11 protein-coding genes are annotated in these 13,066 nt (G+C 66.7%); 8 read left to right on the forward strand and 3 right to left on the reverse strand.

From position 1 onward, the window contains the following. Window position 1 precedes the first annotated feature (1 nt). The 4 genes from QHF85_RS30465 (at window position 2) to QHF85_RS30480 (ending at window position 6,346) form a co-directional block, all read left to right on the forward strand. On the forward strand, window positions 2-1,453 hold the full coding sequence (locus QHF85_RS30465; RefSeq protein ID WP_281330873.1) for a TolC family protein: 1,452 nt from the start codon (window positions 2-4) through the stop codon (window positions 1,451-1,453). A 141-nt stretch (window positions 1,454-1,594) separates the two neighbouring features. Next, a complete protein-coding gene (gene tssI, locus QHF85_RS30470; RefSeq protein ID WP_281330874.1) occupies window positions 1,595-4,339 on the forward strand; it encodes a type VI secretion system tip protein TssI/VgrG in 2,745 nt (914 codons plus the stop codon). Beyond that, window positions 4,339-4,983, forward strand: coding sequence for a peptidoglycan-binding domain-containing protein (locus QHF85_RS30475; RefSeq protein ID WP_281330956.1), 645 nt, complete (start codon window positions 4,339-4,341; stop codon window positions 4,981-4,983). The genes tssI and QHF85_RS30475 overlap by 1 nt, the downstream gene beginning before the upstream one ends. After that, a complete protein-coding gene (locus QHF85_RS30480; RefSeq protein WP_281330875.1) occupies window positions 4,967-6,346 on the forward strand; it encodes a hypothetical protein in 1,380 nt (459 codons plus the stop codon). Before QHF85_RS30475 ends, QHF85_RS30480 begins: the two co-directional genes overlap by 17 nt. Here QHF85_RS30480 and QHF85_RS49830 read toward each other — a convergent pair. Next, on the reverse strand, window positions 6,333-6,728 hold the full coding sequence (locus tag QHF85_RS49830; RefSeq protein ID WP_348652775.1) for a PAAR domain-containing protein: 396 nt from the start codon (window positions 6,726-6,728) through the stop codon (window positions 6,333-6,335). The genes QHF85_RS30480 and QHF85_RS49830 overlap by 14 nt on opposite strands. Before the next feature lie 108 nt (window positions 6,729-6,836). Between QHF85_RS49830 and QHF85_RS30490 the strand changes: the two genes are divergently transcribed. The 3 genes from QHF85_RS30490 to QHF85_RS30500 all read left to right on the forward strand — a co-directional run bounded on the left by QHF85_RS30490 (window position 6,837) and on the right by QHF85_RS30500 (window position 9,460). Further along, a complete protein-coding gene (locus QHF85_RS30490) occupies window positions 6,837-7,277 on the forward strand; it encodes a hypothetical protein (protein ID WP_281330877.1) in 441 nt (146 codons plus the stop codon). A gap of 12 nt (window positions 7,278-7,289) precedes the next feature. Continuing rightward, a complete protein-coding gene (locus QHF85_RS30495) occupies window positions 7,290-8,732 on the forward strand; it encodes a hypothetical protein (protein WP_281330878.1) in 1,443 nt (480 codons plus the stop codon). Window positions 8,733-9,082: 350 nt separating this feature from the next. Beyond that, window positions 9,083-9,460: a hypothetical protein gene (locus QHF85_RS30500; RefSeq protein ID WP_281330879.1), complete on the forward strand. Its 378-nt coding sequence runs from the start codon at window positions 9,083-9,085 to the stop codon at window positions 9,458-9,460. A 54-nt stretch (window positions 9,461-9,514) separates the two neighbouring features. Here QHF85_RS30500 and QHF85_RS30505 read toward each other — a convergent pair whose 3' ends face one another. Continuing rightward, window positions 9,515-10,213: a hypothetical protein gene (locus QHF85_RS30505; protein WP_281330880.1), complete on the reverse strand. Its 699-nt coding sequence runs from the start codon at window positions 10,211-10,213 to the stop codon at window positions 9,515-9,517. A 273-nt stretch (window positions 10,214-10,486) separates the two neighbouring features. Between QHF85_RS30505 and QHF85_RS30510 the strand changes: the two genes are divergently transcribed. After that, a complete protein-coding gene (locus QHF85_RS30510) occupies window positions 10,487-12,274 on the forward strand; it encodes a hypothetical protein (protein ID WP_281330881.1) in 1,788 nt (595 codons plus the stop codon). A 6-nt stretch (window positions 12,275-12,280) separates the two neighbouring features. On the opposite strand, the gene QHF85_RS30515 is transcribed toward QHF85_RS30510, so the two are convergent. Further along, complete coding sequence (locus tag QHF85_RS30515) at window positions 12,281-13,006, reverse strand: hypothetical protein (RefSeq protein WP_281330882.1); 726 nt, start codon at window positions 13,004-13,006, stop codon at window positions 12,281-12,283. Between the last annotated feature and the right edge of the window lie 60 nt (window positions 13,007-13,066).

The following is a 13,066-nucleotide window of genomic DNA, read 5'->3' on the forward strand; positions in this document are numbered from 1 at the left end:
GATGTCTAGGACAAGTTTGTCACGGCCTTTCACTCCGCTGGTATGTCTCTGCTTCTTCGCGGCGGCCTGCGCCCCTTCTCTGGAAGGAAACGAGCCCAGGGACCCGAACAAGGAGCTTCCGGCGAGCTTCGGGCCTGCGAGCGGCGCCCCGAACGCGCCCTCGCAGCCCGCGCAATCGACGCAAATGGTTTGGCGTGCGTTCTTCGACGACGCCGACCTCAGGGCGCTCATCGAATTGGCGCTCGACAAGAACCAGGAGCTGAACATCCAGCTTCAAGAGATCGTCATCGCCCGCAATGAAGTGTCGGCGAGGCAAGGCGATTACCTCCCGAAGGTCGGCGTCGGGGCTGGTGCCGGCGTCGAGCGTGTCGGAAAAAACACGAGCCAGGGCGTCAGCGACGACAGCCACGGGTTGCCGGCGAATCTGGGAGATTTCACGTTCGGGCTCTGGGGCTCGTGGGAGATCGACGTCTGGGGGAAACTGCGGGACGCCACGAAGTCGGCCGACCTCCGCTACCTCGCGACCATCGAAGGCCGGAATTTCATGGTGACGCAGATCGTCGCCGAAATCGCCCGGTCTTATTTCGAGCTCGTCGCCATCGACAACCAGCTCGACGTCCTGAAACGAAACGTCGAAATCCTGGGGGACGCGCTGGAGATCATCAAGCTCGAAAAGCAGGCGGCCCGGGTGACGGAGCTCGCGGTGCAGAGGTTCGAGGCGGAGGTGTTGAAGAACAAGAGCCGCCTCTACGGCCTCCAGCAGGAGAAAGTTCAGACCGAGAACAGGATCAACTTTCTCGTTGGTCGCTATCCGCAGACGGTGAGCCGAAACGATCGGAAGCTCGAGGACCCTCTGCCGAAGGTGGCGTCGGGGCTTCCTTCCGATCTGCTGAAGAATCGCCCGGACATCCGGCAAGCCGAGCTGGAGCTTTCGGCCTCGAAGCTCGACGTGAAGGCGGCGAGGGCGGAGTTCTACCCTTCGCTCAGCATCGACGCAGCGGTCGGCTACAGGTCCTTCAATGCCAAGCACCTCGTCATGACGCCGGACTCGCTCATCTACAACCTGGCGGGGAATCTCGTGGCGCCGCTCCTGAACCGGAAAGCGATCGAGGCGCAGTATCGCTCGGAGAACGCCCGGCAGATTCAGGCGGTGTTCAACTACGAGCGGACGCTTTTGCAAGCGTTCACCGACGTCGCGAACCAACTTGCGCAGATCGAGAACCTCCAGAAAGCCTATGAGCTCCAGGCGCAGCAGGTGGAGGCGCTCACCCGGTCGAGTGAAACGTCCACGGTTCTTTTTCAATCGGCTCGAGCTGACTACATGGAAGTCCTGCTCACCCGGCGGGATACGCTGGACGCGCAAATGGAGCTGATCGAGACGAGGAAACGGCAATGGCTGGCCGTGGTCAATCTCTACCAGGCGCTCGGGGGTGGGTGGCGATCCGGCACCTAGCGCGCACCTTCGAGACCTGTCCAGCCAGCCCGTTCGCCGGAGGAAGAGTCTCTTCTCGCGTCGAAGAAAGCCGGGGCGCGCGCTGGCCCGGAAGGCCCTGGCCTCGGCACCCCTGCCTCTGTTATCATCCGAACAGACATCATGAGTCTGTCGGCAACATTCGGCGTCGAAGGCGGCGCCCCGCGCCCGAGCGAGGAGCCCTTCCAGCTCCTCGTCTTTCCGTTCCCCTTCAGCCATTTCACCGTGCGCTCGTTCCGAGGGCGGGAGGAGCTGTCCGGCATCTACTCCTTCGATACCGTGGTCACGGGGCCCGATATCGGTGAGGGCACGGTGGAGCGGCTCTCGCTCGGGCAACGCGCGCTCCTCGTGCTGCGGGCCGGGAAGGCGCCGCGCGTCTTTCACGGGATCGTAGCCTCGGTGCGGCACGAGGGGCTGCGCGGGGCGCACGGAGCTTCACAGTTTCGAATGCGCCTCGTGTCCAGATTATGGCTGCTCAAGCATCGACGTCGATCGCGGATTTTTCAGAACCAGCGCATCGATCGGATCCTCGCGCAGGTGCTCGGCGAGGCGAACATCGGTGCCCGCTTCCTGCTCCGCGGGGAGCACCCGATTCGCGAGTATTGCACGCAGTACGAGGAGACGGATTACCAGTTCGTCCGGAGGATCACGGCCGAGGCAGGGATCTTCTTCCATTACGCCCAGCCCTCCGCGATCGTGGAAGAGGCCCTCGCTGATGCGAGCAAGACGATCGGTGGAGCTGCGGGAGGGTTGCTCGGCTTTGCCGCAAGCGCGCTGGCTGCCAAGGTATTTGCCGGGGAGACGATGGTGTTCGCGGACGACGCATCGGCGTATCCGCCCATCGACGACGGCGACCGGATCGGCGCGGTCGCCAGCGCTCTGGGCGTGCCCACGTCTGCCTCCGCCGAGATCGGCGGCGTTTCCCTGAGGATGGGCATCGAGGCCCCGGTGTTGCATTACCTCTCGATCGAGGGCACGAGCACCGCGGCATTCGACAAGGTGACGCGCTTCGAGCCGGTGAGCCGCGTGCGTACCAATACGGCCGTCTACCGGGACTACGATCCCGAGCGGCCCCTCGCCCTGATCACGACACGCGCCGAGCACGAGCGCGACGAGGGAGCCGGGATCCAGGTATCTACAAGCGCCTCGTCCGGCCCAGATGCAGCTTTCCGTGCGAGCGCTTCGGTGAACGTGCCGACGGACGCGATCTCGCCGCTGCTCGCGGCTCCCGAGCTCGAGCATTACGAGCACCACGCGGCATTTCTGTTCCCGAAGTGGCGCCACGCCGAGCGTGAACCGGCGCTCATCCTGCGCCAGAAGCGCCGCCGCGCGAACCTCGCCGAGGGCGAGAGCACGTGCCAGGCTCTCGCGGTGGGGCATCGATTCCGGCTGGAGGACCATCCCGCACACCATTTGAATCGCGGCTACGTGGTCACGTCCGTGAAGCACGAGGGATGGGCAACCCCGCAGGCTGCGCCCAAAGAAGTTTATCGCAACACCTTCAGCGCAGCGCCAGACGACGTGACGATGTGTCCGCCGCGCCCGAAGCGGAGGAGCGTGCTCGTGGCGCTGACCGCGACCGTGGTCGGACCCGCGAGCGAGGAGATCCACACGGATCCGCTCGGGCAGATCAAGGTGCATTTTCACTGGGACCGCGAGGGGCAGGGCAGCGCCGAGAGTTCGTGCTGGGTGCGGACGATGCAAGCCTGGGGCGGCGCGGGATGGGGGACGCAGTTCATCCCTCGGGTCGGGATGGAGGTGGTGGTCACCTTCGAGGGAGGAGACCCAGACAAACCCATGGTCCTGGGATGCCTTTACAATGGCACGCACCCACCGTCGTTCCGGCTCCCCGCGGACAAGACGCGGAGCGGAATCCGGACGCAGTCCTCGCCGGGCGGGCGTGGGTTCAACGAGCTGAGCTTCGAGGACAAGGTCGGCAGCGAACAAATCTACGTGCACGCCCAGCGGGATCTCGACGAGGTGGTGGAGCGCAATCATACGCTGGCCGTGCAAGGCGACGAATCGACCCGCGTGAATGGAGACCGGCGCGAAGAGATTCTCGGGAATGCCTCGTCGCGGATCGGTGGGCGCCGTGAGGTCGCCGTGGACGGGGACAGCGCCTTTCAGGTCAGAGGAAATCGTATCGAGGTCACGAGCGGGCACGAAGATCGGCGCGTATCGGGTGATCTGACCACGCGGCTCGAGGGGCGCGAGCGGCGGCAGGTGACCGGGAATGCGGATCTCACGTATGGCGACGATCTGACGACCAAGATCCACGGCTGCGAGACCAAGGTGGTGGGACGCCACGATGCGGAGCGTTCGTATCTGCTGCACGTGGAGGGAGTGGCAACGTTCGGGAGCACGGGGGCGATGGAGTTGACCACCGACAGGGAGCTTGTCTTGCGCTGCGGAAAGAGCTCTTTGCGGATCACGGCCGACGGCATCGAGCTCTCCACGCCGTCGCTGCGGGTGAAGGGCGGCACCAGCGGTCTGTCGATGGCAGACGAGGGCGTCCAGATGAACACGGAGAATGCGCTGGCGCAGCTCCTCGGCGGCAAGGTCGTGCTGAAGACGCAGGAAGGCGCCTCGATCGCGATGGGCAGCGAGGTCAAGCTCGACGGAGCAAGGATTCTCCTGAATTCGCCCGAGCAGGCCAAGGATTCACCGCCGCGAGAGCCGGAGCCGACGACGACCCTCTCGCTCGTGGATCAAGATGGCCATCCGCTCGCATACCAGCGATATCTCTTGATCCTGGACGACGGTTCGGAGCAGAGCGGGATCCTCGACAAAGACGGGAGAGCAGAGGTGAGCGCGAAGGCGTCAGGGAGGATCGTATTTCCGGATCTTTCCAAGGTGGAGATGGCGTGATGCGACCCTACGTGGTGAAGCAAGGCGATTACCTGACAAAGCTCGCTCATGTGCACGGGTTCGACGCGGACGACGTGTGGGGACACCCGAAAAACGACGCGCTCCGTGCCATGCGGCCGAACCCGGAGCAGCTGGCGCCGGGAGACGTGATACACATCCCGGTCAAAACGAAGGAGGGACTTCCTTTCACGGCGGGGACGGCGAATGGATACCGGGCGCCTTTGCCACGTATCGCGGTCGACCTGGCGTTCGAGGACGAGGAAGGCCCGCTGGCCGAGGAGCCCTACGAGGTCCGTGGACTCCGGGGCGCGGATGGGGGTCCATTGCATGGGCAGACGGACGCGGCTGGGCGGGTGCATTTCGACGTGCCGGTCACGGTGCGGGAGATCGAGATCCTGTTTCCTCGACGAAACGTCGCATACACCAGCCTCGTGGGAGACATGGATCCAGGCTCGGAGGCGAGCGGGATTCGCAAGCGCCTGGAGAACCTGGGCTTCTTGATCGCGGGCCGGGATCTCACCGTCGATCGCGAGGAGGCGCTCCGCGGAGCCCTCGTGGCCTTTCAGCGTTCGCGTGGTTTGCCAGTGACGGGAAAACTCGACGAGGAGACGAGAAAGGCGCTCATCGATGCGCATGGGGCTTGAGGCCCCCGGGGACGGCGCGGGTGACGCAATCACGTCCTTCGCTGGTGTCCCTCTCCCGCAGCTCGCGCACGTGGCGGCTGCGCGGGCAGAAGGGTTTTCGCTCGAGGAGATCCTGGCCGTCGAGGGACTCGCCGCGGAGGAGCTTCGCGCGGCAGACGTTGCCTGCAAGGAAATGCTCTGCAATCCGAACGGCGGGCCTCGGCTCTTCGCCGCGTACGCGTCAGCGCAAAAGCAGGCTGAAGAGCGCCTCGCGCGTCGCGTCCAGCCTCTCGACGAGGATCTCGGCGCATGGGTCCATTTTCTTGCGATGTATGCGGCCAGCGACAATCCGCTTTCGATGCTCCAGGATCTGGGTCTGACGCTGCCCGATCTCGCTCGGCTGGGTCGGACGTGGAAGCAACGCATCGAGGCCGATCGCGAGCTCGCTCGATGCGCCGAAAAGCTCACGCGCGCGGGTGACCGGAAGGTCGCTTTGCCGGCGCTGCGCGTCGAGCCGCCGAAGCTCGTTTCTTCGCCCCACGCTCGCCCGAAGCCTGTGCCTCCGTCCATGAATACGCCCGCACGGCCCATGCGCTCCAAGGTCCGTGACGTGCCCCCCGCAATTTCGGGGACTGCGCTTTCGCTCGACGTGCCTCGTGGTCCGACCTTGCCATTCGTGGAAGGGCCGGACGTGGACGCGCCCGAGCCGCGCCTGCTCCCTGTAGACGCTCCCCCGCGCGCCGCGCTTTCAGGCACCGCGCTTTCGCTCGACGTGCCGCGCGGGCCTGACCTACCGTTCGTCGATGCGGATGGATTGTCATCCACGGACAAACGAGCCGTGGCGCGCGTCCCTGTCGAGCTGTCGGGAACCGCGCTTGCCCTCGATGTCCCGCGAGGCCCCGCGCTTCCATTCGTGGAGACGCAAGAACCCGCGGCCCAGCCGTCGCCACCGCCGGCGATCGAGCTTTTCAAATCGCCGCGGGCGGCGATTTCGGGGACGGCGCTCGCGCTCGATGTCCCTCGTGGCAAGGGCACGCCTTTCGAGGGTAAAAAGAGCCCGAACGAGCTTGCATCGACGCAGCTTCTCCTCGAGATACCGCGGGAGCTCGTTCGCCGGCCCATTCCGTTCTCCACCCCTGCGCCGCCTGAGCTTCCGCCCAAGCTCACGCTCGAGGAGCACGCTGCGCTCACGGTGGAGCTCGCCATGTCGCCGGAGCGCTCGGCGGAGGTGCTCGCCCGCTACCGTATCACGCAGGCGGATCGAGAAGCGCTCGACCGGCATTACCAGGCGATCGTAGGCGCAGACGAGCAAAGGCGCCTCGCATGGCACAATGCCTACAAGGTGCATCATGCGCGGATTGCGGCAACGTTCAACCGCCGATGAACACGGTCCCCGAGGCGATCACCGTGCCGTTCGGCGCGTCGGCCGGATCGTTGCAAGTCATTGCCGGATCACCCATCCGGGCGGCCGGCTTGTTCTCGATGAAAACGGTGCCGCTCCCCTTCTGCACCGTGGCTTCATTGGACGGAGGCGTTTGAAAGGAGCCGCCGACAGGGACGTGCGCAGGCTGATTCCGAGCCGTGCTTCCCTCGGTGGCCGCGGGTTTGTCGTCCAGGAAAACGTCGCTGGCGAGCCTTCCCGAGAGCGCTCCGACGAAAGGCAGGACTGTCGGCGTCGGAACCGGGCCGGCTGGGGAGGGAACGAGGACGACGTGGGTATCGATGCCGCTGATGCAATCGCCCTCTTTCGCGCCGGGGGAGCCCATGTCGACGGCCAAGGTAACAGCCGGAGGCTGGTCATGGCAAGGCGGAGTGTCCTTCACACAGGGCTTGACGATCGTCCCGTGACTTGAAATCCTGCCCGTCATTCCATCATGCGTGATCCGAGCTTCCGCTTCCCGGTCGAGAGGTATCGCGTGCACGTCGCCCCTTCCTTCGGGGGCACGCGGAATACCATCCGCCTCGTGCGGACGATCCGCTGGATTGGCGCCTTGCCGGCCGGCGCTCCGGGCATGTTCGTGCTCGCGCGTGACGAGCACGGCGCGCTCTCCTCGCTTTCCAAGGTGTCGACGCCCGGCGCCATGTTCGACATCGATCTACGCCGGCTGGAGCCGGACAAGCGGCACGAAATTGGATCTGCGCTCGCGGGAGCAGCACCGCAGCCGGACTTCACCGGCCCGCGCATCCGCTTTCGCCCCTCCGAGCTGCTCGCGGCGTCCCAGCAGATACATCGAGATGCGCCGGCGGACGAAGGGCAGGTATGGCTCGCGTGCATCGAGATCATCGAACCTCCGCCGCATGATGAGGCTCCCTGAAGGGAACGAGCGATGAACACGTTGGTCTTCCGCGCAGTCGATCGTCGTGGCGCGTTCTCCCCTGCGTGCAGGTTCATGATCTCGACCGATGAGGGGCAAACGTTCACACCTGCCCAGCAGGCGAGCGCGGGGCACGCCTATGCCAGCATCCCCCTCGATGAGCTGGGGCGCGTGACGGTCTACGCCATTCCGGACGACCCGCGATACTGGCCAGAATCTGCGGTGTTCAAAGTGCTCCCGGACGGCGCTGTGGCCTGTCCCGAGAGTCCACGCGCGTTCTTCTCGACAATGCCCACCCTTCGATCGGGGCACGACACGGTCACCGTCGTGCACTTCCAGCTCTCGATCTTCCGGGATGCGTCCGAGAGGCTGCTCGAGAAGCTGCGGAATCCACCCCCCGATCGGTGGGATCCCAGCACAGCCGAGCCGACCTGGGCTCAGTCCTGGGTCTCCTCGGAGCCTGGGTTGGTCCCCATCGTGACCGAGCAGGTCGTCTCCGGCGATAGCGTGGCGTTCGCGGAGTTTTCGTATGCTCCGGGGTTCGACGTCCGCGTCCTGGAGCGAAAGGGGGATCAGGTCGTTCCGAAATACTTCGCCGTGGCGTGGCCGCGCGCGCTGCCGCGTGACGAGGGGGCGAATCCCACGCCGTTCCTGGTGTTTTTCACGCACCAGCTCGCCCAGAACATCAATGTACTGCCGTACCTCAAGCAGTATCCCGACGGCTGGGATTACTTCTACACCTCATTGTATCGATATATCAATTTCATGGGAGACCCACTCGACGCTGCGAGCGACGGCCCGTACACCCGGGGGCTGCTACCGCAGATCGCTGCTTCGGGAAAGAATCTCGTGCTGGTGCTCCCGGTGCCGAATGCGAACGACAAAGACGCGGAGCTCGGCGATGCCCTCGATGCCGGCATGATGGAGGCGTTTCTCCTCGAGATCCAATCGTTCTTCTTCAAAGAGGCTGGGCTTTTCCGATCGCCGAATCCGTACATCGGGCGTGTGGCGCTCGGTGCGTTCAGCTCTGGCAACAACCACATTCCGACGTTCTTAACTCGGCACCGCAATGTCTCCCACAGATTCTGTCGGGATACTCTCAGAGAGGTCTACTGCTTCGATACGACGAGCGATGTCGTGACCGGTTGGGCCGGGTCCGCGCTGCGCTGGGCCAGCTCCGGCAAGGAGCACACGCAGAAGATGATCCGGATGTACGGAACGAACCCCGTAGCGTACGCGCCGGTCCACCAGGCATTCTTCGCCAAGCATGCTCCTGCTGTGGCACCTTACGTATCCGCTCATTCCAGAAGATCGGTCGCCGTTCTTCCGGAGGCATCGTGGCGCCGTGCCGCGGTGCAACTCAAAGAGATGGGCAAAAAGCCAGAGCAGCAGATCGTGCACCAGCTCATCTGTGCATCCATGCTCACGGACGCACTTCGGCGCAGCGAATTTTGAAGGAGGCGTTCGTCGTGACAGCCGTCCACGTGGCAAACCGAATCGGTGCAGGTCTTGTGGTTCTGTTTCTACTCGGTTGCGGACCGCATGCATCCCAGCATATTCCACCGCCCCCTCCGCCTGCGCCTGCTCTGCCTCCTGCGCCTCCGCCCGTTGCGTCGACTCCGCCTCCGCCCGAGGAGGACGTCGATGGCATTCCCCATGCCGTCGACCGGGAGCCTCGTCCGCCGCCCTTCGATCCGGCGGCATGGCTCGCGCAACGGGGCGTCACTGCACCCATTCCCGAAGAACATTCCTGCAAACAGCCATTTCCAAGCGCGCCCAACCGACCAGACATGCTCCTATGCGAGGTGGCCGAACAGGTCCTCGTGGGCCCCGATAAGATGACGGCCTTCTGGTACGTGGTTGGACACACCGTCATGTTAGCGGTGTCTGGCAAGAATCTTCGCAAAGTCTTCGATGTAATCGATGGGGTGCTGCTCATGGATGCGCCCTCGCGTAACACCGGCGTCATGCTCCGGCTCGACGTGCGCGTAGAAGACGAGGGCGCCGCGGTCGTGGTGGAGGAGCATCCTGAAGCGAATTGCGCCCGCGCGCTTGCGAAGCACGAGGTCTCCGGCCCTGCAGACGCGCAACGCGACGCAGCCAACCGGCGCTTCATGGGAAAGGCTTGCAGGAACGTGGGGCGGCACGTCTTCTCGAAGGGACGATTCGTGCAAGTCCGGTGAGCGTCCGAGCCTTGCCGTTGCTGGCCGCTTTCAGGCGTCCCGCCCCCGCGCCCATCAATACATCGCCGGTACCGACGGGAGCTGGCTCAGCCGCGACGGGCTCTCGTCCGCGAGGTCGTCGAATACCTCCCGGATCAGCGGCACCTTGTCGATCCCCGCCAGCGCTCCGAGCACCACGTGTTTGGCCGACGAGTACGCCCGCTGCCACGTGTTCCACGCGGCGGCAACGTCCGCCGTCATCGAACGCCGCTCCGACCGGCCTGCGTGCACCTCGTCGTCAAACGCCGCGAGCGCGGCCCGCGTCTCGTCCACGCGGGCCGACCAGGACGCGTGCTCGGGCAACATCGCCTTCATCTTCTCGATCGCCTCGCGCGCGTGCTCGAGCCGGGCGAGGAGCTTCGCCGGCGTGCGGCGTACCGCCGTGCTGAGCGATTCTCCCTGGAGCAGCCGCGACGTGATCATGTAGCCGTCGCGGCAGGACTCGGCATAGTGTACCAGGGCGCGCAACGTCTCGCGCGCAGCCTGGACCGCGTCGGGCGTGCCTTCGGGCGTGCGGTGCAGGAAGAGCTCGGGGACGCCCGCGCGGAGAAGGGCCGCTTCGAGCGCCTCGCTGGCCGCGGCGACGCGGCTGGCCATGAGCCGGAGGGTCCCGTCGAGCTCGAAATCGAGCCCGAGCAGAAGCGTGTTGATCTGCGCGGCGGTGAAGCGGCCATAAGCGATGGCCTCGTACGGATCCATGCAAGGGTCGGTCATGATCGCTCTCGATGCGGAAATGTTCGGGGGGAACCAGCCCCCCAGCATTAGTGCCAAAAAAGGGCGCGCGTCAAGACGGACCCCAGGACAATGCTGGCTCACGGGCGCGCGACAATGACGGCTCCAGGATCCTCGAAATCGTCGGGGCCCGAGAGAGGCAGCGGCCCTCGGCCCGGCCGACCCCCACGCGGCGCACGAAACCTCCCATCGCGGCCTGTTTCGCGGCTATTCTCCACGCCTGGAAGGCCCCCTGCCGCGCGCGGGCCGAGAGCCGTGAGCGAAGACAAACCCGAGGGCGAAGCCACCCAAGCCTCAGCCGATGCCAAACCCGAGGGCGGCGCGAACCGGCGGCGGAGGATCACGATCGCCGCGATCGGCGCGCTCGTGCTCGCGGCAGCCGCGGTCGGGATCCGGTACGGTGTGCCCCGTTTGTCGGCGTCGCGAGACGCGAAACGCTCGGGCGCGGCGCTCTTTCGTTGCCTCTTCGGCGAGCTTCCCGCGGCGGGCGAGACGCCGGACGAGCGGCTGCGGAGGATCCTGCTCACGGCCGTTTCGCTGCCCGATCCCGAGCGCCTCTCCACGTCGGGGCCCGGTTGGCCCGGCCGATGCGCCGCGCACGCCGAGGCGCTCGCGGACGCCGAGCGGCGAAGGGGTCACGCGGCCCTCGCGCCCCCGGCCGATCTCGCGGCCCGCGTGATCGATAAAGCGCGGGACATGTATACCCGCTCGGATCTGCCGCTGGAGTCGATCTGGAGCATGGCCGATCCCGACGGCGGGCCGAACGAGGTGCCGCTGCCACCCGCGCCCGCGTCGCCGGCGGACCTCGACGCGCCGAACCTCGCCGAGCGGATCGGGTTTGGGGATCACTCCGCGGACGCCGTTCCCGGACAAACGTTGCGCCTCGTGTTCCGCGGCGATCGGGGCGGGCCGCCCATGTCGTGCACGTTCGCCGCGGGCCTCGACGTGGCCTCGTGCGTGCCCCTCGCGCCGCGCGCCCGCCTGCCGCGACCGCACCTCTGGCCCGCGGCCGACGACGAAGCGCCCACGCTGGTCGCCGATCGGAGCTCGGCGCGATCGACGTTTTACCGGGCGGATACGGGGCAAGCGTTCGGCGAGCCGTACCACGTGGTCGGCGGTTTCTCGGCGGCGAAGGAGGTCGTGGGGGTCGTCGAGATGGAGCTCGGCACGCGCGGCGAGGAGCGCGCGCTCTGGCTCGATCGGAGCGAGGGCACGCGGCGGCTCGATCGCGTGCGGATCGATCCACCGCCGCGGGTGCGTTTCTCCAGCGTGTTCGTCCTCGGCGACGCGCTCGCGTGGGTCGAGCCGCGCGCGGGCAAACCCCACCTCCTTTTGCGCAGGCTCGGGGCCGCGAAGGGCCCGCCAGGCCCGATCGAGGACGCCGGCGCGCTCCAGCACGACGCCGTGCACCTCGCCGCATGCCGCGCGCCGAAGAGCCTCGTGCTCCTTGCGCGGGAGGGCGGATCGGTATGGATGACGCGGCGGGATGCCCGCGGCGGATCGCCGCTCGTGCGCGCCGACGAGCTGCCACGGCCCGCAGGCGCGGTCGTGGTCTCCGAAATCGTCACGTGCGACGACGACGCGGCGCAGGCGACGCTCGTCCTTCGCCGCGGCGACGGGGCGTCCGCGTCCCACGAGGTGCGACGTGCGTCGTGCACGAAAGACACGTGCAAGCCGATCGTCCTCACGGTCGACGAGCTCTTCCGGGGTCGGGATGCGATGTCGCGCCCGGCGCCGCCCATGAGCGGCGAGAGCCCCGTGCTCGCGGCGTCGTTCGGCGAGCGGCTGCTCGTCGTCTGGAGGACGCCGGACGCGGGCGTACGCGCGAGGATCGCGACGCCCGCGGCGATCACGACCGCGCCCGACGTGGTGGTCTACGACGAGGCGAGCCAGGACGTGAACGGCGCGGGGCGGCTGCACGCGATGCGCCTTTTTCCGCGTGGAGACGCGGCCCTCCTGCTCCTCCACGCGGTGAGCGGCATCAAGGCGATCCGCATCGGCGCGGACGGGACCGTGCGGCCGGTCCACGGCAGCACCGGCTGACCTCGATCAAGGCAGGCGCGTGACGGCCTTGGTGAGCAGCTTTTCGAGGCCCGCGTGATCACATACCGGGCCGACCGTCGTGTCGCCGAGCGTGATCTTCGGGTTGAAGACCTGGACGTCGAAGCGCCCCTTCACGACCTCGACGTTGAAGATCGGGTGCCCGCCCGCGCCCTTCTTCACGTAGCGGCGCGCGATGTCGCCGAGGCCCGAGATCGCCTCGATCCCGCTCACCTCGCCCTCGATGTCCTTGAAGCGATCCTTGGCTTCGGCGTCGCTCGCGTGGCGCACGACGAGCAGGCTGAGCGTGCCCGCATCCTTGCTGTTCCAACGACGGCTGCAGGTGCGCTCGGCGCCGATGTCCTCCGTCGGCTGCTTGGAATCGGCCTCGACGTCGACCCCGCACGCGGCCTTGATGTCCTCGGGCGTGAGGACCACGTCGCAATCGAGCGCCGGATCGGGCGGCAAGGCCGGGGGCTCGACGACGGCCGCGGAGGCGCTCGCCGAGGGCGAAGGCGCGGCGCTCGCGCGCGCCGGCGGGGCGAGCGTGGGCTTCGGGGCCGCCGTGGCCTTGGGGCTCGCCGACGACAGGGACGTGGGGGCGGGTTTTTCGTTCGCGGGCACCTGCGACGCACGGCCCTCCGGCGTGGGAGAAGGCTCGTCGCGGCAACCGGCGGCGAGGACGAAGAGCGCGAGGAGGGCCGCATGGCCCGCACGAGAGAACAGTGACGGCATGGCCGCCTACTCTAAACGACTGGATCCCGGCGTGGTGAAGACGGATTCCTCGCGGAGGAC

Source organism: Polyangium sp. 6x1 (genome assembly GCF_029946515.1).
Lineage (GTDB): Bacteria > Myxococcota_A > Polyangia > Polyangiales > Polyangiaceae > Polyangium.